This window comes from Nocardia aurantiaca (assembly GCF_009708175.1).
Lineage (GTDB): Bacteria > Actinomycetota > Actinomycetes > Mycobacteriales > Mycobacteriaceae > Nocardia > Nocardia aurantiaca.
Window position 1 is genome coordinate 143,566 of sequence record NZ_WMBB01000016.1, and the last position, 23,590, is coordinate 167,155.

Sequence of the window (23,590 nt, forward strand, 5' to 3'; positions counted from 1 at the left end):
CCGTTCATGGTCACACCGGCTCCGCGGTGGGATCGAGCAGGATCTTCACCGCGCCGTCGGACTTGCGCTGGAACATCCGGTAGGCGTCGTCGGCGGCGGTCAGCGGAAGCCGATGTGTGGCAAAGCTTTCGACGCCGAGAGGATCGCCGTCATCGAGCAGCGGCAGCAGGTCGGGCACCCAGCGTTTGACGTTGGCCTGACCCATGCGCAACTGGATCTGTTTGTCGAACAAGATCCGCATCGGAATGGGATCGACCATGCCGCCGTACACGCCGGCCAAGGAGATCGTTCCTCCTCGCCGGACCACATCGATCGCGGTCTGCAACGCCGCCAGCCGATCGATGCCGGCGGTGTCACTCACCTTCCGCGCCAACGAATCCGGCAGGAGCGCCGCCGATCGCTGCGTCAGCGCCGCCAGCGGCGACCCGTGCGCCTCCATGCCGACCGCGTCGATCACCGAGTCGGTGCCGCGGCCGTCGGTGAGATCGCGGACGATCGCGCCCACGGACCGATCCGCGGTCGAGAGATCGACGCATTCGATGCCGCGCTCAGTGACCCGGCGCAACCGCTCGGGCACACGGTCGACGCCGATCACTCGATACCCCCGGTGCGCGGCGATGCGGCAAGCCATGTCACCGATGGGCCCCAGCCCCAGCACTGTGACCGAGCCGCCGTCGGGCACCGCGGCGTATTCCACCGCCTGCCACGCGGTCGGCAGCACATCGGACAGATACAGGTACCGAGAATCGTCGGGCCCATGTGGCACCGTGATGTGGGTGAACGCGGCGTGCGGCACCCGCAGATACTCGGCCTGTCCGCCGGGAACCCGGCCGTAGAGCTTCGAGTATCCGAACAGCGCCGCGCCGCACCCATATTCACGAACCTGCGTGGTCTCACACTGCGTGGACAAGCCTTGACCACACATGAAGCAGTGACCACAGCTGATCTGGAAAGGAACCACCACCCGGTCACCAGCGGCCAGATTCGTGACCGCCGGACCGACCTCCTCCACAATGCCGATCGACTCGTGCCCGAGAACGTCACCGGTGCTCATATAGCTGCCGAGCACCTCGTACAGGTGCAGATCCGACCCGCAAATACCAGTCGACGTCACCCGGATGACGGCATCGGTCGGTTCCTCGATGCGCGGATCGGGCACATTCTCGACCGACACCTTGCGAAATCCCTGCCATGTCACGGCCTTCATTCGTCCTCCTCGACCCGACGCCGCACATCACGCATGACGTCACCGGAACCGGCGCGGAACCCGCCGGCCTGACTTGGCCCGCATACCCGGTGTCCATCCGGCTATTCACATCACGACCGATCGAGGGCGGAAAAGCGATGGCAGACCGCGCGGGCGCACCTGTTCGCGATATCTCGGCCGTGGGGCCAGACCGGGGTCGCGCTGGTCGCCAGCGACGCCCGCGCGGGTTTCATGACGGACTCAATCGCAGCCGGACCATCGGCAGCGTGTCGACCGGCCTTCCCGTGGCTTGTTCGATGGTGGCGCGTAGTCGTTTCCACGCGACGGGGTGGTGGTCGATGTAGTGGCCGAGTGCGGTGGCCGACTCCTCGGTGCTCATCGGGGTCGCGGTGGCCGGGATTCGGCGCCGGGCCCCGATCCAGACGCGGACACGGGGGTCGGCCTCGATATTGCGGTACCACTGGGCGCGTGTGCCGAATCCTGAAACGATGACGATCTGGTCCGGGGCCGGGCGGTCGACGACCTCGAGTACGACGAATCGTTCTGCGCCACTGCGTCGTCCGGTGTGTTGCAGCATCAGCATGCGGGTGCCGAAGAGGAAGCCGAGGCCGGATCGGTAGAGCGCGATCGGCGCGCGTACGAGTCCGCGGGTGCGCAGGGCCCGAGCGCTGATCTTGGCGACGGTTCGGGTGAGGGGCATGTCGGATTCCGTTCCGTGGAGTGGCTATTGGGCACGTTCGCGCACCACGCGGGCGATGCGCTGGACCAGCCGGGCGGCTGGGAATCGAATCGCGGATGCGGCGCCTTGCGACATGCCGGCGATCATGTCGACCGGAGCGAGGATCAGGATCAGTGCCGGCACGGTGCCGGTCATGGTCGCCAGCGTGTGTCGCCGACCTCGTAACAAGGCGCGCAACGCCATTCGCGTTACCGTGGGCAGCCCCCTGCCGGTGCGCCTGCAGGCCGCCGGCCCAGCAGATCATTCCGTGAGCCGTGGAGCGCGAAGTCGTTGTCGACCCACAAGCCCAGGACCGCGACCGCCGTCGCTCGGCACGGGCCGACTATGAGCAGCCGCGTCAGCCATCGCACCGGACGCGCGCCGCGCACGGAATTCCAGGCCGGCAAGGTGAACAGTACCGCGCCAACGGCCGCCGCTATCGCGGTATAGAACAGATAGTCGCTGGTCAGGCTCATCGGATCGGTGAAATCGTGCCCGTGGTGCTCGAGGCGGGAACGTGTAACGGCACGAGTTCGGACGATACCGCATCAATGCTCAATGCAATAGTTGTCATATGCATGTGTGGGAGCCGTCCGTCCGCTCGCCACCGGCACTTCCATCAGCTCCACCGCGTGGGCAAGGCCGCCCTGGGTGAGCAGGCCGTGTCCTGCCACGCGGCCGTTACCTCGCATCCCGCGGACCGGTCGCGTCGAGCTGTCGGGATCAGATGCTGCGGAGTGGTCGGCCGGTCGTCGCAGGGTCCGGCGGCGAGGTCGGTGGTCGGTTTGCCGAGACTTCATCGGTAGTGCAATCCGATGGTTACGATCAGGGGTCGAGGCCGATTCTCATGTCGAGAGGTGAGGCGAATGGGTGGCTACGACGACCTTCGGTTGGCGGCGGGCACACCGCGATCTCGCCGTGTGGCAGGTGGTTTGTGTATCCCGCCGGGTGGGTGATCGAAAGTCATGGCCGAACGAGACGATGGCGGGACGCAGCCCGACCTGCGGATCGGTCTTGTCGCGGAGCTTGCCGCGGCGGGATTCGACGATGCCCAGGAGATCGGCCGTGGTGGATTCGGTGTCGTCTACCGCTGTGTCGAGCATTCCCTGGACCGCCTGGTCGCGGTCAAGGTCCTCGATACGCAATCGAGTGACGACGAGCGGGCGCGCTTCCTCCGGGAACAGCGGGCGCTGGCCCGGTTCGGTGGGCATCCCCACATCGTTCAGGTGCTGTCCGCCGATGTCACCGCCACGGGTCGGCCCTATCTGGTCATGCAGTTCTGCGCTCTCGGGTCACTGCAGGCGCGGATCCGCGAGCGCGGGGCGATGCCGTGGCAGGAGGTGTTGTCGGTCGGGGTGAAGATCGCGGGAGCGCTGGCGGCCGCGCATGCGCACGGCATCGTGCATCGCGATGTCAATCCCGCCAACATCCTGGTCTCGGACTACGGCGAGCCGCAGCTGAGCGATTTCGGAATCGCCCGCATCGGTGGGGCTTTGGAGTCCTCTGCCGGGCTCATCGCCGGGACCCCGGCGTTCACCGCACCCGAGGTCTTCCGCGGATCCCCGCCGACGCCGAGCGCCGACATCTACGGGTTGGGCGCGACACTGTTCTGCCTGCTCACCGGTCATGCCGCCTTCGAACGCCGGGACGGTGAGTCCCTGGCCGAGCAGTTCGCGCGGATCACCTCCGAACCGGTACCCGACCTGCGGTCCAGCGGTGTGCCGGGGCCGCTGTGCGCGGCGCTGGAATCGGCGATGGCGCAGGATCCCTCGGATCGGCCCGCCACCGCCCGGGAGTTCGGCGAGCGGCTGCGCACGATCCAGTTCTCCTGTGGGCTGGCCGTGGATTCGATGGCGCTACCGTCCGAGAGCGGGGTCCCGGAACTCGCGCCGCCGGCACCCGCCCCCGCGTTACGTCATGGCCGGGCGATGGCGCCGACACCGTCCACGCGGTACCGGCCGCCGAGCTCACCGCGTCAGCCGGTACGACGCGGTCGACTGCTCGACCGTCTGCGGGAAGGGCAGGCTCGGCGGCTGGTGCTGATTCACGGGCCCGTCGGGTTCGGGAAGAGCACGCTGGCCGCGGAGTGGGTGAATATCCTTGCCGCTGAAGGTGTTCGAGTCGCCTGGCTCAGCGTGGATGAGGATGACGACAATGTCGTCTGGTTCCTGTCGCATGTGATCGAGGCGATTCGCTACGCCCATCCCGGGGTGGCGGCGGACTTGGAGAGGCTGCTCGAGGAGCACGCCAGTGATGCCGCGCGGCATGTCATGACCAGTCTCATCGACGAGATTCACAATGGCGGCGAGACGGTGGCACTGGTGATCGACGATTGGCATCGGGTGACCAGCCCGGCGACCGTGGCGGCGATGGAGTTTCTGCTCGACCACGGCTGTCATCACCTGCGGTTGATCGTCACCAGCCGCAGCCGCACCGGACTTCCGCTGGGGCGCATGCGGGTTCGCGACGAGCTCATCGAGATCGACGAATCCGCACTACGATTCGACGACGAAGAGACCGCGACCTTCCTCTCGGATACGAGCGGGCTGACGCTGGCGGACGCGGAGGTCGAGCGGTTGCGCGAATCGACCGAAGGATGGGCGGCCGCGCTGCAACTGGCGTCGATGTCGCTGCGGGGGCGCGACGATCCGGGCGCGTACATCGATCAGATCACGGGGCGCCACTACGCCATCGGGGAGTACCTGATGGAGAACGTCGTCGACGCGCTCGAGCCCGAGTTGCTCGAATTCGTCATGCGGACTTCGGTTCCCGAGCGCGTCAACGATGAGCTCGCCGAAGCGTTGACCGGTGTGAGCCATGGGCAGGACATGCTGGAACAGGTGCGGCAGCGAGATCTGTTTCTGCGCAGTGTCGATGACGATCTGCGCTGGTTCCGCTATCACACGCTGTTCGCGGACTTCCTGCGCGACCGCCTGATCCGGCTGCACCCCGGACTTCTCGAAGAGCTGCACCTGACCGCCGCGCGGTGGTTCACCTCCCACGACATGCTCACCGAGGCAGTCGATCACATGCTCGCCGCCGGCGAACCCCAGCGCGCCCGCGAACTGGTGGCCGATCATGCCGAACAACTCATGGAACGCTCCCGCACCGCGACCCTGCTGGGTCTCGCGGCCAAGTTGCCCGGCTCGCTGACGGCGTCGGATCCTCGGCTGCAGCTGTACATCGCCTGGGCGAACCTTGCCGTGCAACGACCGGCCGCCGCGCTGGCCGCGTTGGAGGGGGCCGGCACGGCTCTCTCCGCGCTGCGGCAGGACGAAGGTCGTGAGGACCTCGAGTTCGAGCTGAAGCTCGCGCGTGCCGCCCTGGCATTGATCACCGATCAGCCACTGGTTCTGGCCCCGGAGCTGGCGCAGGGCCGGGATTCGGCCCGGCCCTTTCTGGCCCATGCGCTGGCGGTGGTGGCGATGGTGTCGGCGTTGTATCGCTTCGACTACGACGAAGTGCACCGGTGGCATCGGTGGGTCGAACCGTTCCGGGACAGGGCGCGCGGACCGTTCGGTCCGATGTACTGCGATTGCATCGCCGGCAGCGCCTCCTATGAGCAGCTCGAGATCGCCGCGGCCGAGACGCAATTCCGCACCGCCCTGAGCCAGGCCCTGCAGAGCGGCGGGCAATCGCAGGCCACCCGGTTCGCCAGCGCGTTGCTCGGCGAATTGCTCTATGAGAAAGGGCAGTTCATCGAGGCCGAGGAACTGATCGCGGCCGGACTGGGACTCGAGGCCGGGGCGGTCGAGTTCCTGGCGGCCGGCTACGGCACGGGCGCGCGCCTGGCCGCGGTGCGGGGCGACCTGGACACCATGAACCAGCGATTGGATGAGGGGGCGAAGGCGGCGGCGAATCTGGCGCTGCCGCGCCTGGCTGCGCGAATCGTCAACGAGCGCATTCGATTGGGCTTGCCGATCACCGATGCCGACAGGCGCGACCTCGAACAACTCGAGCCCTATTCCGCCCACCCCGACGCTCCGACGGCAATGATCGCCGAACTGTCCCACGATTCGGCGATCCGGCTGCTGCTGCGCGAGGAAACCCCGGCGGCGGCCGAGCGGGCGTGTCGGCGAGCGCGGCGGCTCGTGGACGTGATCGCCACACAGAACCGCCCTCGCGCGCTGTTGAATGCCGAACTCTTGTATGGGTGCTGCTTGGCGGCGGCCGACCGGACGGCCGAGGCCGCGAAGGTCCTGGAACCCGCGCTGACGCGCTGCGCCGAACAAGGTCTCGTGCGGCCGGTCGTCGATTCCGGCAGACAGCTGCAGCCGGTGCTCGAAACCATTTACGGCGCAACGACATCAGCTCAGCGTCTCGCCCGCGGGTTCCTTCGGCAGGTGCTCACGGAGTTCGAGTACATTCTGCCCAACCGGCGCGGGTTGCCCGAGAACTACTGACTGCCAACGATTCGCCTGTCGCGCGCCTCGACGTGACCGCATCGCCGCGGTGATGCCGAGGCGAGGGTGGCGTTCGGCCCCACGGGGTTCTCCTGGCGAAACGCGATTCCTATCTTTACACGGCCGTGGACAGATATCTATCGTTGTACGCATGTGGACAGATAGACTCGCGACGAAGCAAGGATCGATCTCCCGGGAGCTGGAGCGGCTTGACCCGGAGCGGGACAACGAGCGCATGACCCACCTGCTGGTGGAGGTGCGCTACGGCAATTCGATTTTCGCGGCCGTGGTCTACACGCTGGCGTTCATGCGGCAGATGTCCATTCCGTCGATCATGCGGCCCGTCTACCGTCGCGGGACAGGTGACATCGTGCGGGCCACGCGTCAGCGCAATGACGACACTCTGGTGTTTTTCGGCGAGATCATGCGGTCCGGTCACTCCTCGGGGCGTGGCGCTGAAGTGATCGATCGGATGAATGAGATCCACGCCCGGTACAAGATCGACAATCATCAGAATCTGTACACCCTGGCGTCGCTGATTCTCGAGGCGCAGCGCATCGGCGATGCGCTGGGTATGGAGGTGATGTCCAGCCGTGAGCGCGACGCGCTGTACTACTTCTGGCGTGGGGTCGGTGAACGCATGGGCATCACCGACTTCCCGGCCACGAAGGAGGAGTTCCTGGAGTGGGTGCTGCAGTACGAGCGGGACAACGCGGCATACAGCGAGGGCGGGGCGCTGATCGCGCGGCTGTTGCTCGACGATCTGGCGTTGCGGTTCCCGAAGCCGTTGCGCTGGGCGAGCACGCCGCTGGTGCTGGCGCTGTGCGACGAGGGGCTGCTGCGGGCGCATCGGTTGCCGCGCCCGCCGCGCTGGCAGCGGGCACTGGGCGTGGCGGCGATGCGGGGATTCCTCGTGGGTGTGCGGGTGCTGCCCGATCCGCCGGATCGTTCGTGGGTGGATCAGTTCGGCGCCGATACCGCGTACCCGGATTTCGCGCGGATCGGTCAGCAGCGGGTCGGACCTCGCCGCACCGCGGAGCCCGATCACGCGGAGCCCGATCACGCGGAGATCGAACAGGCGGTATGAGGCCATTCGGTGTTGTGCGGTCGTGCGCGCGAGCTCCGACGGCACCGCGCTCGTAGAGGTCGACCTGGGTGGACATGCAGAGTCACGGATCCGTCCGGTCTGAGCGCACGGCGACCAGGCCGATGGCATACCGATCAGGCTTCTCGCCGAGCGGAAGACCTCTGACACGATGAGAGGCGTGGTCGCAACTTCCGAGAACACGTCGGGTCGCCGCTACGGCGGCAGTTCCGCCGAGCAGCGCAAGCAGATCCGCTACGAGCAGCTGCTGACCGCGGCAATGGAATGCTTCGGCGAACAGGGACTCGCGGGTGTCGGCGTGCGACCGGTCAGCGCCAAGGCGGGCATCGCGCCCCGCTACTTCCGGGAGAGCTTCCCCGACCGTGACGCGCTGCTCGCGGCGCTCTACGACCGAGCGGCCGACCAGGTCCTCGCCGCCGCCCTCGAGATCCTCGACGCTGACGGCGACCCGGAGACACGGGTGCGAGCCTCCCTCGAATCGGTCATACACTCGCTCGATCAGGACCCCAGGCTGGGCCCGCTGCTGTTCGGCACGACCACCGAGCCGGTCCTGCGTGAACGTCGCGAACAGATGGTGCTCGACTACGCCGACGCGATCGCCGCCGGGGCGGCCTCGATGTTCCCGGACCGCATCGACGCCCGCAGCTACCGGACTACCGCGATCATCCTCGCCGGCGGGTACATCGAACTGACGACGTGGTGGCTGGCGGATCCCAGCCGGGTTTCGCGTGACGAACTGCTCGACCGTGCGGCCAGTATCTTCTTCGCCACCACCACCGCACCGATGCGTTGATCCGCTGTCCGTGCCAACGCACCTGCTGAGGAGTGTCGGCGTTGTCGACTCGTGTCTGCTCGCCCTCGGTGAAACGCGGTGGTGGTCCGGGGAATTGGCCGTTGTAGCACCGCTTTCCCCGCCGTGACGTCGAGATCGGCGCGCCCGATGCGCACGGTGTGATCGGCCTTGTCGTTGCCGGGGCGGCGTGCGCTGTTCGCGGTCTCGCCGCCCCGGTGTGGAAATGTGCGGCGGTCAAGCGGCACGAGGGTTCTCGCTGCCCGCGCTCGGGGCATTGGCGACCGGACGCGCATCCACCGACCAGCGGCCGGGCCCGACCCACAACAGGAAGATCAGGCCGAGGAACATCGACAGATCGGTACGGTCATCGTGGGCCATGCCCCAGAAGCCCTCGACTCCGGAGAATCCGCCCGGCCGCAGTCCCCGCAGCTTGGTGAGGACGATCGCGAGGCTGATGTCGATGAGCAGCGGCACCGCCGCCGGCCGGGTCAGCAGGGCATGGGAATATCGGCCCCACACCTGGTTAGGAAGGTCTCTGTCCTGACACTGGGCCGAAGTTCGACACTGAGTGCACGCGCTGTCGAGTCGAGGTGCCGCCCCTATGAATCGGAGATACGTTCTCACCGTCGCGCTGGCGGGCGCGATCGGGCTTGTTGTCGCGTTCACCGTTCTGGGCATCGGGTACCTCGTGTGGGGTCGATCGGACGGCATGATGAGCGACCGCGATTCTGGTACCGCGATGGGTGCGCGGCTGCGTGACGCACCCGGTCCGAGGGTGAGTCACAAGGACGCGGCGCGGCTCGGCGCTCAGACTCCGGCCGGCGCCACGGTGGATCCGGGACGCAACAGCATCGTCTTCACCGGTGCCGACGTTCGCCTGGTGGTACTGGCCAGCCCCGTGATGCCCGCGGAGGATTTCCGGATCGCCGGGCTGATCGATCCCACCGTCATCGTGCCCGCGGGTGCGCATGTGAGCATGCAGGTCATCAACGCCGATGACGATATGGCGCACGGTTTGGTGGTCACCCGTAATCCGTTCCCGATGACGATGATGACGTCTCCGGCGTTCCGCGGGGCCGAGGCGTTGGCGCTCGGTGACGCCAGCCCGGCCGGAATGCACACGCAGACAATCGATTTCACGGCCGACACGCCCGGCGGCTACCGGTACGTCTGCCCGATGCCGGGTCACGCGGAGAAGGGCATGTCGGGCGCGTTCATCGTCGCGCCGAAGGCATCTCCCGGCAGCTGAGGACGACCCGGCCGTATCTGTGTGAAGGGGCCGGGTCGGCATGTAGATCGACGAGGTTGGCATGTCGGAAGGGGCGGATGTGCAGGAGGGTGGCCGATCGTCGCCCATCCCGGTCGCTTGTCGACCAACGCCGCCGATGGACGGGACCAAAGACCGCATCGTCGGCCGAGCGGGCGGAGGACCGTGAATCCATGAACGCACTCACTGTTGTTGTCATCCTGGTCGTCGTCGTGATGCTCATTGTGGCGGCGCTGTCGATTCGGGTGGTGTTCCAGTATCAGAGGGGGGTGCTGTTCCGCCTCGGACGCGTCGTCGCGGTGCGGCAACCGGGGCTGAACTTCATCATCCCGGTCATCGACGAATTGAAGCGGGTCTCGATGCGCATCGTGACCATGCCGATCCAGTCGCAGGGCATCATCACCCGTGACAACGTCAGCGTGGACATTTCCGCGGTCGCCTATTTCCGCGTGATCGACGCGCAGAAGTCGGTGGTCGTGATCGAGAACGTCTATGCCGCCATTGATCAGATCGCCCAGACCACGCTGCGCAAAGTGGTCGGACAGCACACGCTCGATCAGACGCTGTCCGAGACCGACGCCATCAACGCCGACATCCGCACCATCCTCGATACCACCACGCTCGAGTGGGGCGTGGAAGTCACCCTCGTCGAGCTCAAGGACATCCAACTGCCGGACGGCATGAAACGCGCGATGGCCCGGCAGGCCGAGGCCGAGCGGGAGAAGCGCGCGAAAATCATTGCCGCCGAAGGCGAGTCCCTGGCTGCCGCTGCGCTCGGCGAGGCCTCCGACACCATGGTCGCCCACCCCCTCGCCCTGCAGCTGCGCAATCTGCAGACCTTGGTGGAGCTGGGCGTGGACAAGAACACCACCGTCGTCTTCCCGGCGCCGCTGATGAGCGCTATCAGTGATATCGGCGGCTTCTTCGCCCGCGAAACCGCCGCGGCCTCGACCACCGGGCAGGCGTCGGCGACCGGATCCACGCCGACCGTCGACGGGGCCGTCGACTCCTCGCATGAGTGGTCCATGAACCAATCCGCCGTCCCGACCAAGGTGACTGGTTGAGCGGTGCGCGAGGTGTGACATCGCCTTCAGGAAATCCACGTGCCCGCCCGAGCACGGATTCCGGAATCGCTCCGCTACACCGACGCGGCCCGTGCCGAACCACCGCACCGCGCTGGTTCCAGCCCGTGGAGGCGTAGCGGAGTTCTGTCCGTTGCGGACCACAGTGCCCAGTACGCGGTCCGGGGTCGGGTGCTCGGTCGACGGCGATGCGTGCCGAGTGATCGACGCGGTCGGATCGGCGGCAAGCCATGCTGTCAGTGTTCGCTCGAGTTGCGTTGGCGGACAGAGCCTTCCACCCGAAATCCGGTCGACGTTCGTCGTCAAGAAAGCCCATGGCCGGCGGTCATCGACGAATGGCCCACCGCGCGATGGCTTCGGCATCTTCCGCTCCGCGGGGTGAGAGCCGATGATGGTCATGGAACTAGATTTCATCGGCCGCCCGAGCCTTCGCGGCGGCTATCAGGGCAGGTGCTCGGGATGAGCCGAATGACGCCGCTGGACGCGGGATTCATGGCCATGGAAGACGCGGACCGGCATGTCAGCCTGGGACTGGGCACGGTCGCGATCATCGAAGGGCCGCCACCCTCAGGCGAGGAGATGCGCGCGTACGCGCACCGGGCACTGGAACGACATCGGCGGCTGCGGTTGCGGGTGCGCGGCATGGGCTTGGGATTGCATGTGCCGGTATGGGAAGAAGACCCGAATTTCTCCCTGGAACACCACATTCGGTGGGCCGCGCTGCCGGCGCCCGGTGACGAAGCGGCGCTGCGGGACCTGGTCGCGACCGAACTGACCGCACGGCTGGACCGCGATCACCCGCTGTGGCGGCTGGTGGTTGTGGAAAATCTCGCCGGTGGCCGTTGGGCGATGCTCCTGCTGGCCCATCACACGATGGTCGACGGAGTCTCCGAGATCACCGCGTTCGAGAGTCTCTGCGATCCGGTGGACGGCGAGGCGATCAGCGCGACCGGGCCACGCGAAAACCCGTCACGCTCCGGTCTTCCGGCGACGAGGGGTTTGCTCGGTTCGATGTGGTGGGCCCTGCGATTGCCCTACACCGTGCCGCGGACCGCCTTCGGCGCGATACGGGCGGCGGGACCGGTGCTGTACGCGGCGATCGCCCCGGCCGAGGCATCCTCGTTGAACGGTCCCATCGGACGCCAGCGCCGTTATGCCATCGCTCGGACGGACTTGCCGCAGGTGCGCGAGATCGGGGCGGCCTTCGGTGTGACCGTCAACGATATCGCGGTCGCCGCCATCGCCGCCGCCTACCGGCGGCTGTTGCTGAGCCGGGGCGAGCGGCCCGCGCCCGGCAAGCTGCGGATCGTCGTTCCGGTGTCAAGGCGCGGCGCGGACGCGAAAGCCGTTCTCGACAATCGGGTTTCGGCCATGATCCCGGATCTGCCGATCGAGATCGAGGATCCTGTCGAACGCTTGCTGGCCGTTCACGAACGGATCCGGGGACACAAATCCAGCGGCGAGGTCGAGGCTGAGCGAACGATTCTCACACCGGCCCAATGGCTGCCGTTCTGGTTGATAGCCACGGTGTTCCGCCTCGCGGCCTATTATCCCCAGCGCGGTGTGGCAGCGCTGGCGACCAACATAGCCGGTGCCCCACACGGGTTGGCCATAGGCGGTCGGCGAGTGCTGGAGATGTGGCCCTGCATCCCGATCGCCCTGCGGGTGCGGAGCACCATCGCGATTCTCAGCTATGTCGACCAGCTGACTTTCGGGATCACCGGTGACTACGACACCACACCCGATATCGACACGATCGCCTCGGGGATCAGGAGCGAGATCTCGGTGCTGTCGGCGCACGCGCGCGGTGTCGCGGCCGCTGCGGAGTTGCACCACCACACCGATACCGGCACCGGCGGTGAGCAGCCTGCCGACCGGTCATGAACTCGCCATCGGTCCTGGTGCGGGCTCGATGAACTCCTGTGGCAGCGACGCGCTGCCCAATGGCAGTCTGTGATCAGGGCATGCCGGGCATGGGTTCGACCCTGAAGTCCGGGTGCGGCGTCTTCGTCAGGCGGCGCCGGTGGCGGGCGAGAATGTCAGCACCTCGCTGATGACCTCGCCGAAGCGGGTCGGGTCGGCGAGCAGCCAGCAGTGTCTGCCCTCGACCGTGATCGTCCTGAACTCCTCGTGCGCGGAGCGGAGGGTGTGGGTCGCGGCCGCGGGGATCACGTTGTCGTCATTGCTCCAGACGATGGTCACAGGCAGCCCGCGACGACCGATTTCGGCGAGTTCTCTGGTCAGATCGGCCGTTCTGACCAGCTTCGCCGCGCGCCAGAAGGCTCGCGGATGGCTGACCGCCGCTGGTACGCCGTCACGCAGGATCACCGGCAGGACCCGCGTCAGTTCCTGCGCCGGGAGAACATCGGCCTGGAGATGCAGGCCCCAATCCCACAGCGGCCGTTGCGTCATCGCCACCAGCGTGCCCCGGCCGTTCACCCACGCCGAGCCGCCGACCGAATTGACCAGCACCAGCCGTCCCACCAAATCCGGCGAATCGTAGGCGGTCATGATGGCGACGCCGCCGCCGAACGAGTGGCCTATGAGCATCACCGGTTCGGTGATGTCCACAGCCCTGATGAACGCGGCGACCCATGCCGCGTAACCGCGTATGGTGAACTTGCTCCGGGGCAGTTCATCGGTGCCGCCGAAGCCGGGCATCGTCGGCGCGTAGACCCGGAAGCCACGCCGCGCCAGCTCTTCGAGCGCCGCTCGGTAGGTGCGGTTGGTCAGCCCGAATCCGTGTAGCAGGACGACGCTGGGACCGGTGCCGCCGACCAGGTAACGGCTGCGGACGCCATCGACCGTCGTGGCACGCCATCGCAGCTCGCTGCCGCCGGGTCGGTTGTCGGTCTGCTGAGTGGGTTCCATATCTCCACTGTTCGTCGTCGGACGGATGCTCGCCGAGAGTCCAAGGCCGTCCATCGACGGCGGAATGCTCCACGTCTGCCAGGACTTTCGACTCCCCCGGGCCCGTGCGAACGACCTGTCCGGCCGGGACCGCAAGTATGCCCGGTGGCCGCTGTCCTTGTCAGCGCGGCCACCGGGCGCCTCGTCCTCGGCCATGGTTCAGCGTTTGTCCCCTTCGGCCTTGTTCAGCACGTTGCCCGCGTCGCGCACGACGCTGCGCAGGAATTCGTACTGCGCCGTAATGAGCTTGTCGGACATTTCCAGGCCGGCGTCGATGAGCGTCTTGCGCAGCGCATGCAGAGCCGAGTCCTCTCGAATCGCATCCCGCCGTTCGCGGATCGCCTCGTCGACGGTGGTGATGAACTTGTGCACGGCCTCGCCGGCGGTCCGCTGCCCGGCCTTGGCCGACGCGAGCACCTCCTCGGACAGGCGCTCTGTCTGCTCGGTCTCCGCGGTCTGCTTCTGAGTGGGCGTTGTCATGGTCTGCTCCTGGAGTAGGAATGTGAAATGCTGCTGACTGGATAGGCAACGTGCCCAGCATGGTCCCGCGACGGTGGCGCTTCGTAGGGCCGATGGTCCCCATCCAGGCCGCCGATCCGCCTCAACCACTCGAACTGCATTCGGGGACAAGCTCATCCGTCGCCTACCGCTGCGGCGCCTGGATGTGGGCTCACATGGCCTCCCGCCCGGTCGGTGGTGGCCCGGTGGCCGTTCGCCGATCCGCTCCGGTGTGTGGCGCGCCGAGGCGTCGGGGTGACAGGGGATTCTCGCGAACTTATGGCAACCTTGCCGGGGTTTCAGTGAAGGCTGTGATTGCGGATCGAGGAGCGGTGTATGGCGAAGATGGGTAGGCGGAAGCGGTCTCGGCTCATCACCCTGGGGCTGATGACATCGGGGAAGGCGCCGCGCGCGCAGGTCGGAGAGCGGGCGAACACGGAGCCGGCCGTCACCGAGGTCTCCGAGCCGGTTGTCGCGGAGGTCGGGGACATGGCCCTGGCGCAGGCGTCGACGCCCGTTGCGGCGGCCGGCGTACCGGATATCAAGGCGCTCGCCGAACGGGTCAAGGCGCGGCGGCGGGAGAATGGCTGGACGCAGGCCGATGTGGCGCGACAGGGTGGTCCGTCCGCGGGATCGGTCAGTCAGATCGAGCGGTGTCTGATCGAGGCTCCGGTGCGGGACATGCTGAACAAGCTCGACGTGGGGCTCGGATGGCCGCCGGGCACGGCCGCGGACATTCTGCGGGGCGCGAGCTCGGAGCTGGTGGGCGCTGCACTCTGACGGCAACGGCGAGGCCTCGATCGAATCGTCGATCGGGGCCTCGCCGCCTTGTGCCCGCCGTCATGGTGATCGGGGCCGGGCGGCGCCAGGCTATGCGCTGGCTATGTGTGGGCGGCGCCGTCGATTCGGATTTCGGTGCCGCTGATGAAACGGCCGTCGTCGGAGACGAGCATGGCGATGACGCCGGCCACATTCTCCGGGCCGGCCAATTCGGCCGGATTGTCCTGCGGGAGAATGGCGATCAGGCGGCTGAACAGGGACCAGTCGGCATCCTGCGGGAGGTAGCCGGGGGTGGCGTCGGTGATGCCGGACTTGATGCCGCCGGGGGCCACGCTCACCGCGCGCAGGCCCTGCTTGCCGTATTCCAGGGCCAGCACATGGGTCAGGGTCTGGATGCCGCCCTTGCTGGCCGAGTACGCGGCCATATAGGGGTGCGCGAAGTTGGCGGAGGTGGAGCTGAAGTTCACCACCGTGCTGCGCGGGTTGGCGAGCAGGGCGGGCAGGGCTTCGCGGGTCACCAGGAAGGTGCCGGTGAGGTTGACGTTGATGATCTGGTTCCACAGGTCCAGCGACGTCTCGTGGGTGTGGGCGGCGCGCAGGATGCCGGCTGCGTTCACGAGCGCGTCGAGCCCGCCGAGGGATTCGACGGCGTGGCGCACGCCCTCGATCACCTCCGACTCCACGCCGATATTCATAACGAGGGTGGTCAGGCGGGCATCGGCGCCCGCTTCGGTGGCCTGCTTGCGGGTCAGTTCGAGTCCCTCGGTGTTGACGTCGGCGCCGACGACGACCGCGCCCTCGGACAGCAGGCGGAGGACGGTGGCCTGACCGATGCCGGATCCGGCGCCGGTCACCAGGATGCGGCGCTGCTCGAGACGGTTCATGGGTCACTTCCTGATCGGATCGGTGGTGGACTTATTTCTGACACGATATGCCTAAAATGGCACTCTATGCCATCAACGTTGTCGACCTCGGTACAGTTCCCCGGTGACCAGCGAGCGAAACCGCGCCGGGCGCCCGGCCCTCAGCGAGAGCCGCCGTGCGGCCACGCGCCGGGAAGTGGCCCTGGTGGCGGCACACCTTTTCATCGAGAACGGGTATGCCGCGACAACCGTCGACGACATTGCCGCGGCCGCGGGAATGGGGTTGCGGACGTTCTACCGGTACTTCGCCGGTAAGGAAGATGTCGTCGCGCCGTTGCTGGCCATCGGAACCCAGGCCTGGGCGGACGAACTCGCCGCGTGCCCGCCGGACCTGCCGTTGCGGGAGGCGCTGAGCCGCTCGTATCGCACGGCCACGGTGGGCACCCTCGCTGCGGAGGGCATCGCCGAGGCCCGCCTGCGCCCGCTGGTACACGCCGCGACCCAACTGCCCGCCCTGCGCGCGACCTGGCTACGCGTTCAATACGACTGCGAAACCCAGCTCGTTCCCATTATCGCCGCACGCACCGGCCGCCCCGCCGACGACCTCGACGTCGCGCTTGCCGCCGCCATGGCCAATACGGCCGTGCGCCTGGCGACCGAGCTCTGGGCGGCGGGGGAGGAGTCCGGCTCCGCCGCCGATGTCGTCGACACCTGCCTCGCGCGCCTGGCCACCAGCAGCTTGCTTTGACGTCCTCTATCGGCGCCCTCGCGGGCGCTCTCAGTGGGTTCCTGTTGCACAGCACCTGCTTTCGGGCCAGGCCGAAAGGCTTCCCGCGGAACTCGGTTGGACGCCACGCCGCACCGCCGAACCGGTATCGTCGCCGACGCCTGGCGGTTCCATCGCACCTTTTCAGGAGATGCCGTGACCACACCGTCCCTCGGATCCGAATACATAAGCCTTGACCCCCTGCGGGTCCGCATCGATACCCATCGGCGCTACTCCGAGATCGCCGATGACGTCAACAAGGTCGTCTCCGACACCCTGCGACTGAACGGTAATGAGAACCTTGTCGATATCGGTTGCGGCACAGGGGAATTCCTGAAACATCTGGTTGATCGCGGGCATCGCGGGCGGCTGGCCGGCATCGACGCCTCGCTCGCGGCCGTTGCCGCCGCGTCACGGGTGCCGGGTGTCGACGGCATCCGCGGCGCCGCCGAGGATCTCCCGCTGTTCGACAGCGTGTGCGACGTGCTCACCGCGCGGCACATGCTCTACCACCTCACCGATCCCGTTCGCGCACTCCAGGAATTCCGTCGCGTCACCAGGCTCGGCGGCACCGTCTGCGTCGTGGTCAACCACGCCCGAACCTGCCACCGAACCCGCGACCTGGTCACCGAAATCGCCGCACGGTTCGGGCTCTCCGCACCCGACGGGATGATCAACGAGGACGTCAACTCCGACACCATTGCGGACATGATGACCGAGGTGTTCGGCGACGTCGACGTCCATCGAATGGACAATGCCCTGGCATTCCCGAAGCCCGAACCGGCCGTCCGATTCGCCGAGTCGCTGTTCTCGTTCTGCGGCATCGCATCCGACCACCCGCAACGTGCGCGGATCCGAACCGAGGTCGAGACCGCGCTGCGTAATTGGTTCGAGGATCACCCCGGCCGGACGTGGCGAGATCCCAAGGGCTACACGGTAGCCACGGTCACCTGCTCGTAGCTCACCAACGCCCTTCTGCGAGACCGACGAAACATGATCGGCCCGCGGCAATTCGGTGCTCAGGAAAGCACGAGCGAGCCTGCGTGGATGCCCGCCGATTCAGATCGCGCTGGGCACCTACGAGGACCCCTCACCTACGGGTGGCCCGGCCCCGGTCGTCTGGTCATCAGTGCCGACGACTACTCCGGTCATCGCATCCCCGCCTATTTCACCCAGCTCGATCGGAAGTCGATCCCGCTGCTGGAGCGCGGCTTCGGCTGGGTGGAGGAGCCCTACGGCCGCTGACCGTCCAGCGTGGTGCGGAGCCCGTCGATGGTCACCGCGATCAGCCGTTCGGCCGCCTCGGGCTTGGTTTCGCAGGCGACGCCGATGCCGTGCCCGAACCTGATCAGGTCGACGGGTTCGACGTCGGTGCGGATCGCCCCCGCGTCCTGCGCCGCTTTCAGCAGCAGGGCCGCCGCGTCGGTGATGGACGTGCGGCACAGTCTGAAGGTCGGCGAGTCGTGGTCCATGCCGGCCTTCAGGGTGGTGGCGAGGACGCGGTTGGCCATTACCCACGCCACCTGTTCGCGCAGCCAGTACTCGAAAGCTGTCGCGGGCGTGTGGGTTTCGAGTAGTACCTGGGCGCGCTGACTCAGCTGCTCGATATTGGAGCGGTAGACGGCCTCGATGAGCACGTCGCGATTCGGGAAGTGCCGGTACAGCGTGCCGATGCCGACGCCCGCCCGGCGCGCGATCTCCTCCAGGGGCGCTTCCGGACCCAGTTCGGCGAAGGCTTGCTGGGCGGTGGTCACGATCCGCTCGTAGTTGCGCCGGGCATCGGCGCGCATCGGCTTTCCCGTCGACGGTGCTTCCATAGAACCCTCCACTAGAAACGGATGGAACCTCCGGTTAGACTTGCGAAACTGGAGGAACCCTCCATATGATAGCTCCATCGGAAACGGAGGACTCCTCCGTTTGAATCCCATTCGATGGAGCATTCTTTGTCGACCACCCTTTCTTCGAGCGATGCCGTCGCGGGCACCCGCGTCACCGCATCGCCTCGAGCCAGCCGACTTCGGTCGGGAATCGTGCTGGCGACCCTGCTGACCTGCCAATTGATGATCGTCCTGGATATCACGGTGATGAATGTGGCGCTGCCGCGCATTCAGAGCGATCTGCATTTCAGCGCCACCGGCCTGTCCTGGGTGATGAACTCCTACAGCCTGGTCTTCGGTGGACTGCTGTTGCTCGGCGGGCGCGCCGGCGACCTGTTCGGTCGCCGCAACCTGTTCATCGCCGGCGCGACGCTGTTCACGCTGGCCTCTCTCGCGGGCGGGCTCGCGCCCACCGCCGGTTGGCTACTCGCCGCCCGGGTCGTGCAGGGCATCGGCGGGGCCATGGCCGGCCCCAACACCCTTGCCCTATTGACCACTACGTTCAGCGACCCCAAAGCCCGGATGCGCGTGCTGGCCCTGTTCTCCGGAATGTCCAGTGCGGGTTTCGCTATCGGCCTGATCGTCGGCGGCCTGCTGACCGAATGGTTGAGCTGGCGCTCGGTGCTGTTCATCAATGTGCCGTTCGGGCTGGCGGTCGTGGTGCTGGCGCTGCTGTATCTGCCCACCGCCCAACGGCAATCGGCGCACCTCGACCTGCCCGGCGCGTTCACCGCCACCACCGGTGTGGCCGCTCTGGTCTACGGCTTCATCAGCGCCGCGTCGGACGGCTGGGGGAGTGCGACCACCGATATCTTCCTGGCGGCCGGTGCGGCCCTGATCATCGCGTTCCTCGCCATCGAATCGCGCACGGCCCAACCGCTGCTGCCGTTGCGTCTGTTCGCCGACCGCAATCGCGCCGCCGCCTACGCCAATATGTTCCTGACCCCCATGGCGGGCATGTCGATGTTCTTCTTCCTCACCCAGTTCCTGCAGGACGTCCTCGGATTGAGCGCCCTGGCAACGGGTTTCGCCTTCCTGCCGACGGCCGCGCTCATGTTCACCATGATCCGGTTGATTCCACGCCTACTGCCCCGGTTCGGCCCGAAGCCGGTCACCCTGGTCGGCGCCGGATCGATGGTCACCGGACTCATCCTGCTCACCCAATTGACCACCGACAGCGGCTACTTCCCGCTGCTGTTCATCGCCATGATCCTCATAGGATGCGGTCTCGGCCTGGCGGTTTCGCCCCTGAACGTCATCATCATGTCCAACGTCGAACCTCACGAAGCCGGCGCGGCGGGCGGCGCACTGCAAACCCTGCAGCAAACCGGCGCCTCCCTCGGCCTGGCCATCCTGGTCACCGTCTTCGGCACCGCAACCCGCAGCGCGGGCGGCTCCATCCAACACGCCCTGGTCAGCGGCATGACCACCGCCTTCGCCGCCGCCGCGGGCATCGCCACCCTGACCTTCGTGGTCGCCCTCACCTTCCGAGCCGTCAGGCCCACGACCGCGGGCGCTCGCCGCGGGCAGACCCCTGTGACCGAGTCCAGCTCTGGGTAGTTCGGTGATGTGAAATCGAACGGTCGGCCCACCACGAACTGTGGTGGGCTGCTCGCCGACCGTGATCAATTCACTCACCAGCGCCGCCCACCGTGTGGTGGCAGGATCGGAACGGTGAGTGAACCTGTGCACCCCAACGACATTCGGATCTCTGATGTCGAACGCAAAGCTGCCGAGGCGACACTGCGAAGTGCCGTGGATGCCGGCGTGCTCGACCTGAACGAGTTCGACAGTCGGGTGCAGTCGATTTGGCAGGCGCGTACCCGCGGCGAGCTTGCCGCGGTGTCGGCCGATCTGCCCGAGGCCGAGCGACCTGGCCCGTCCGGGGGACGCATCGCCATGACGGTGCTGACCATCGTCTGGCTCTCCCTGAGCGGCCTGAACCTGATTGTCTGGCTGTTGCTCGGCGTCACGCTGGAATGGTTCTATCCCTGGTGGGTGTGGGTGCTGGTGCCGCCGGGGGCGGTGCTGGGGACCCTGTGGGCGTGCGGAATCGGGCGGAAACGGCCGCTGCCCCCGCGGGATTGATCCACCGGTTATCCCGCCGCGGTCGTGTTCATACGTATGGATGGGCCCGGGATACCATGCGCCGATGGGACATCGCGAGGATCTTCTCATGGGTGCGAAGAAGTGCCTCCGAGAAGACCGACATGGTGGTCGCCATCGCACCGCCGGAGCAGACCGGCTCGGTATCCGCCCTGGCCAAGACCTTCCAGGAGTTCGGCGGTGCCCTGGGACTGGCGGCATTCGGCATCATCGCCGCCACCGTTTACCGGCATGAGCTCGACGCCGCCCGGTGGGCTCGGCACCGGCCGAGGTCGAGAAGGTGGCTCGGGAGAACATCGGCTCGGCGTCCGGTATGGCGGCGACGCTGCCCGGAGAAGCCGCCGACTCGCTGATGACCGCCGCCCGCGCCGCTTTCGCGCACTCGGTGAGCGTCGCCGCGTAGCTCGGCGTGGCCGTGGCGCCGGCGTCGGCGCTACTGCTGGTGACCCGCCTGCGTCACGTCGCCTACGGGAAGGAAGACCACGCGGTTGTCGTGCCGACGCGATAGATATCTCGCCCGAAATCGCCGCGACCGCGGCCAGCGACTGCGTCGGCAGTTCTGTGGCGCGGAACTCGAATGGCGCGGGATCATGTGGTCGTGCCGCGCCGCAGCGGTTCTCGCCGGACGGCGTGGTCGCGGTCGGGCGGCAGGTCCACCGGAGTGTCGGTAGGTATCGGTAGCGTCTGGTGCTGTGCAGACTGGGGAACGTATCCAAGAGCTGGCGGACCGCATTGTGGCGCTGCGCGACGCCTATTACCAGGGCTCGCCGCTTGTCGCGGACGCCGAGTACGACGCGATCGAGGACGATCTGCGTGGTCTGATCGAGGCGAATCCGGACCTCGCACCGGACCCGAATCCGCTCGAGCAGATCGGCGCGCCCGCGGTGCTGCACGCCCCGATCCGGCACTCACGTCCGATGCTGTCACTCGAGAAGGCGACCAAGCCGGAGCAGGTCGCGGCGTTCTTCGACCGCTTTCCAGGCCAGCCGGTCGTGGTGATGCCCAAGCTGGACGGCTTGTCCCTGGCCCTTGTCTTCGAGGACGGGAGGCTGGTACGCGCCGTGACCCGGGGTGATGGCACCACCGGTGACGACGTGACCATGCTGGTCCGCGCGTTGGTCGATGGCGTTCCTGAGCGGATAGAGCTGCCGGGTCGGGTGGAGGTGCGTGGTGAAGCGGTGATGCTGCGTTCGACCTTCGCCGCCTATAACACCGCGCATCCGGACAGGCCGCTGATCAATCCGCGCAATGCCGCGGCGGGCACGCTGCGTGCGAAGGACCCGGCCACGGTGTCCGAGCGTCGCCTGCGGTTCTTCGGTTTCGATTTGGATACCACTACCGGCGGCGCGGCGGTCGATCTGGAGGAGGGCCTGCGGGCGGCGGGGATCGTGGGCGCGGCGATGCGGCACTGTTCCAACGCCGCGCAGGCGCAGGCGGCGATCGCCGCGATCGAGGAAGGCCGCAACGAACTGGACTACGACCTCGACGGCGCGGTGCTGCGTCTGGCCGATCGCGACGCCTACGCCGCGGCCGGGACTCGATCGAATTCCCCGCGTGGTGCGTTGGCCTTCAAGTTCGCCGCCGAGGAGAAGACCACACTGCTGGCCGACGTGGTCTGGGACGTCGGCAAGACCGGAAAGATCGTCCCGGTCGCGTGGCTGGAGCCGGTATTCGTGGGCGGCACGACGGTCACCAAGGCCACCCTGGCCAACCAAGAGGTCATCCGTGCCCGAGACATCAAAGTCGGGGATACGGTGCTGGTGCGTCGCGCGGGGGACGTGATCCCGTTCGTGGCGGGAGTACTCGACGCCTCCAAACGCACCGGCGAAGAGCGCGAGATCGTGCCGCCCACCGCCTGTCCGTCGTGCGGGCAGGCGGTGACCGAGCAAGGCAACAGCCGAGAGCTGTTCTGCACGAATGTTTCCTGTCCTGCGCAGACGGTTCGGAGGCTGATCCACTGGGCGTCGCGGGCGGCGGCGGACATCGACGCCATCGGGCCGGTGTGGATCGAACGCCTGGCCGAGGCGGGCATCCTGGAGCACCCGTCTGACTTCTACCGGCTGACGAAGGAACGCCTGCTCGAATTCGATCGAGTCGGCGAGGTCTCGGCTGCCCGCATGATCGACTCGATCGATGCCAGCCGTCGGGTCGGCCTGCGCCGAGCACTGATCGGCCTGGCGATCCCCATGGCTTCCGACGGCACCGCCGCCCGTCTGGCCCGAGCCGGATTCACGTCCTTGGAGGAGGTCGCCAACGCGGGCGAGGAACGGCTCGTGGCGGTGGAGGATATCGGACCGAAAGTCGCTGCCTCCCTGGCCGCGCACCTCACACGCCTGCGTCCGGAATTGGAGCGGTTGCGAGAAGCGGGCGTGTCCTTGGATGTGCGCGAGGAGGATCTTCCCCCGGTCGTGGCGGCCGGCGCACCCCTGGAAGGCAAGACGGTGGTGATCACCGGCGCTATCAGCGACCCACGCTCCGGCGAAAAGGTCGCCCGCCCAACGTTCCAACGCCTGTGTGAGAAGGCGGGAGCGACAGCAGCGTCCTCGGTCTCCGCGAACACCGACCTGCTCATCACCGGTGCGGGAGTCGGTGAGAGCAAGCTGACCAAGGCCGAGAAACTCGGCGTCGAGGTGGTCGACCAAGGCGAGATCTGGAACCTGCTGATCGCCGCCAAGGTCATCTGACCGCAGTCGGTCGGCTGTCCGAAATAGCCTCCGCCCGTTGATCTTCCATTGAATCGCACTCGCCGGTTCCGTCGACGCGGTCAGTGGAATAACTGTGTGCGGTCATGCGCGGACGCGCAACTGATCTCGACTCGTTCCGAGACAGCCCTCGTCATGGCGCACTGACCGCTCCCAGCGAGCCTGGGGCGATGACGCATCGCTGGTCCCTTTCAGAACCGGGCGGGGCGACATCCGGATATCCGGCTCGAACAGCCGTCGGGCTCGCGGGATCGCAAGTGCCTGCATGACTTTCGCGGTTGGCGAGTAGCCGCCCGCACCGCCGCGCGCATGCGGTACTGACCTGCTGATGGTGCCTACCGCCGAGCCGGGACGAGGCCGCTTCCCATCTCCAAGGATTCCGGTCCGGAATTCCCTCTCGCACCCACTGACATGCACCGAGTCGCACTCTGACATCGGCGACCACCCTGGAATCGGCATGTGCACGCACTGCGTGCGGGTTTACGCCGCTCTGCCCGTTGATCTTTCGACGCT

At 67.1% G+C, this 23,590-nt stretch carries 21 protein-coding genes and 1 pseudogene; 14 read left to right on the forward strand and 8 right to left on the reverse strand.

Annotation, left to right across the window (positions count from 1 at the left end; genetic code table 11):
* Window positions 1–10 precede the first annotated feature (10 nt).
* From GLP40_RS29065 to GLP40_RS29075, 3 genes are all read right to left on the reverse strand, one after another.
* Window positions 11–1,207: an alcohol dehydrogenase catalytic domain-containing protein gene (locus tag GLP40_RS29065; RefSeq protein ID WP_154791203.1), complete on the reverse strand. Its 1,197-nt coding sequence runs from the start codon at window positions 1,205–1,207 to the stop codon at window positions 11–13.
* 229 nt (window positions 1,208–1,436) lie between these two features.
* Window positions 1,437–1,907 (reverse strand): nitroreductase family deazaflavin-dependent oxidoreductase, encoded by a 471-nt coding sequence (locus tag GLP40_RS29070; RefSeq protein ID WP_154791204.1) that lies wholly within the window; start codon window positions 1,905–1,907, stop codon window positions 1,437–1,439.
* Between the two features lie 24 nt (window positions 1,908–1,931).
* Entirely contained in the window at window positions 1,932–2,081 is a 150-nt protein-coding gene (locus tag GLP40_RS29075) for a hypothetical protein (RefSeq protein ID WP_154791205.1), read from the reverse strand.
* An 809-nt stretch (window positions 2,082–2,890) separates the two neighbouring features.
* On the opposite strand from GLP40_RS29075, the gene GLP40_RS29080 reads away from it, so the two are divergent.
* The 3 genes from GLP40_RS29080 (at window position 2,891) to GLP40_RS29090 (ending at window position 8,226) form a co-directional block, all read left to right on the forward strand.
* The gene (locus tag GLP40_RS29080; protein ID WP_154791206.1) at window positions 2,891–6,328 is read left to right on the forward strand and encodes a serine/threonine-protein kinase; all 3,438 of its coding nucleotides are present in this window, start codon (window positions 2,891–2,893) and stop codon (window positions 6,326–6,328) included.
* Window positions 6,329–6,479: 151 nt separating this feature from the next.
* Window positions 6,480–7,415 carry an oxygenase MpaB family protein gene (locus GLP40_RS29085; RefSeq protein WP_196054835.1) on the forward strand — a complete coding sequence of 312 codons (936 nt, stop codon included), beginning with the start codon at window positions 6,480–6,482 and terminating at the stop codon, window positions 7,413–7,415.
* Window positions 7,416–7,593: 178 nt separating this feature from the next.
* On the forward strand, window positions 7,594–8,226 hold the full coding sequence (locus GLP40_RS29090; protein WP_196054836.1) for a TetR/AcrR family transcriptional regulator: 633 nt from the start codon (window positions 7,594–7,596) through the stop codon (window positions 8,224–8,226).
* Window positions 8,227–8,460: 234 nt separating this feature from the next.
* Here the strand turns inward: GLP40_RS29090 and GLP40_RS29095 are convergent.
* A pseudogene (locus GLP40_RS29095) lies at window positions 8,461–8,721 on the reverse strand (DoxX family protein); the annotation flags it as partial.
* A 106-nt stretch (window positions 8,722–8,827) separates the two neighbouring features.
* On the opposite strand from GLP40_RS29095, the gene GLP40_RS29100 reads away from it, so the two are divergent.
* From GLP40_RS29100 to GLP40_RS29110, 3 genes are all read left to right on the forward strand, one after another.
* The gene (locus tag GLP40_RS29100; protein ID WP_154791209.1) at window positions 8,828–9,475 is read left to right on the forward strand and encodes a sulfocyanin-like copper-binding protein; all 648 of its coding nucleotides are present in this window, start codon (window positions 8,828–8,830) and stop codon (window positions 9,473–9,475) included.
* Window positions 9,476–9,708: 233 nt separating this feature from the next.
* Complete coding sequence (locus GLP40_RS29105; protein ID WP_407671714.1) at window positions 9,709–10,557, forward strand: slipin family protein; 849 nt, start codon at window positions 9,709–9,711, stop codon at window positions 10,555–10,557.
* A gap of 477 nt (window positions 10,558–11,034) precedes the next feature.
* The gene (locus GLP40_RS29110; protein WP_154791210.1) at window positions 11,035–12,459 is read left to right on the forward strand and encodes a wax ester/triacylglycerol synthase family O-acyltransferase; all 1,425 of its coding nucleotides are present in this window, start codon (window positions 11,035–11,037) and stop codon (window positions 12,457–12,459) included.
* Between the two features lie 126 nt (window positions 12,460–12,585).
* Here GLP40_RS29110 and GLP40_RS29115 read toward each other — a convergent pair whose 3' ends face one another.
* Window positions 12,586–13,446: an alpha/beta fold hydrolase gene (locus GLP40_RS29115; protein ID WP_154791211.1), complete on the reverse strand. Its 861-nt coding sequence runs from the start codon at window positions 13,444–13,446 to the stop codon at window positions 12,586–12,588.
* A 198-nt stretch (window positions 13,447–13,644) separates the two neighbouring features.
* On the reverse strand, window positions 13,645–13,965 hold the full coding sequence (locus GLP40_RS29120; RefSeq protein ID WP_154791212.1) for a hypothetical protein: 321 nt from the start codon (window positions 13,963–13,965) through the stop codon (window positions 13,645–13,647).
* 405 nt (window positions 13,966–14,370) lie between these two features.
* Between GLP40_RS29120 and GLP40_RS29125 the strand changes: the two genes are divergently transcribed.
* Window positions 14,371–14,763, forward strand: a complete 393-nt coding sequence (locus GLP40_RS29125) for a helix-turn-helix domain-containing protein (RefSeq protein WP_196054837.1) — start codon at window positions 14,371–14,373, stop codon at window positions 14,761–14,763.
* Window positions 14,764–14,864: 101 nt separating this feature from the next.
* On the opposite strand, the gene GLP40_RS29130 is transcribed toward GLP40_RS29125, so the two are convergent.
* Entirely contained in the window at window positions 14,865–15,647 is a 783-nt protein-coding gene (locus tag GLP40_RS29130) for an SDR family NAD(P)-dependent oxidoreductase (protein WP_154791214.1), read from the reverse strand.
* Window positions 15,648–15,750: 103 nt separating this feature from the next.
* On the opposite strand from GLP40_RS29130, the gene GLP40_RS29135 reads away from it, so the two are divergent.
* The 3 genes from GLP40_RS29135 (at window position 15,751) to GLP40_RS29145 (ending at window position 17,637) form a co-directional block, all read left to right on the forward strand.
* Window positions 15,751–16,374, forward strand: a complete 624-nt coding sequence (locus GLP40_RS29135; RefSeq protein WP_154791215.1) for a TetR family transcriptional regulator — start codon at window positions 15,751–15,753, stop codon at window positions 16,372–16,374.
* A 174-nt stretch (window positions 16,375–16,548) separates the two neighbouring features.
* Window positions 16,549–17,352 (forward strand): class I SAM-dependent methyltransferase, encoded by an 804-nt coding sequence (locus GLP40_RS29140; RefSeq protein ID WP_328290792.1) that lies wholly within the window; start codon window positions 16,549–16,551, stop codon window positions 17,350–17,352.
* Window positions 17,353–17,439: 87 nt separating this feature from the next.
* A complete protein-coding gene (locus GLP40_RS29145; RefSeq protein WP_154791217.1) occupies window positions 17,440–17,637 on the forward strand; it encodes a hypothetical protein in 198 nt (65 codons plus the stop codon).
* Here GLP40_RS29145 and GLP40_RS29150 read toward each other — a convergent pair.
* Complete coding sequence (locus GLP40_RS29150) at window positions 17,625–18,209, reverse strand: TetR/AcrR family transcriptional regulator (RefSeq protein WP_154791218.1); 585 nt, start codon at window positions 18,207–18,209, stop codon at window positions 17,625–17,627. The genes GLP40_RS29145 and GLP40_RS29150 overlap by 13 nt on opposite strands.
* Window positions 18,210–18,335: 126 nt before the next feature.
* Here GLP40_RS29150 and GLP40_RS29155 point away from each other — a divergent pair, with 126 nt between their 5' ends.
* The 4 genes from GLP40_RS29155 to ligA all read left to right on the forward strand — a co-directional run bounded on the left by GLP40_RS29155 (window position 18,336) and on the right by ligA (window position 23,059).
* Window positions 18,336–19,829 (forward strand): MFS transporter, encoded by a 1,494-nt coding sequence (locus GLP40_RS29155; protein WP_230330040.1) that lies wholly within the window; start codon window positions 18,336–18,338, stop codon window positions 19,827–19,829.
* 114 nt (window positions 19,830–19,943) lie between these two features.
* Complete coding sequence (locus GLP40_RS29160) at window positions 19,944–20,357, forward strand: DUF1707 SHOCT-like domain-containing protein (RefSeq protein ID WP_196054838.1); 414 nt, start codon at window positions 19,944–19,946, stop codon at window positions 20,355–20,357.
* A gap of 268 nt (window positions 20,358–20,625) precedes the next feature.
* Window positions 20,626–20,778 (forward strand): hypothetical protein, encoded by a 153-nt coding sequence (locus GLP40_RS29165; protein ID WP_154791221.1) that lies wholly within the window; start codon window positions 20,626–20,628, stop codon window positions 20,776–20,778.
* Window positions 20,779–21,067: 289 nt separating this feature from the next.
* Window positions 21,068–23,059, forward strand: a complete 1,992-nt coding sequence (gene ligA, locus GLP40_RS29170) for an NAD-dependent DNA ligase LigA (RefSeq protein WP_328290793.1) — start codon at window positions 21,068–21,070, stop codon at window positions 23,057–23,059.
* Window positions 23,060–23,590: the final 531 nt, after the last annotated feature.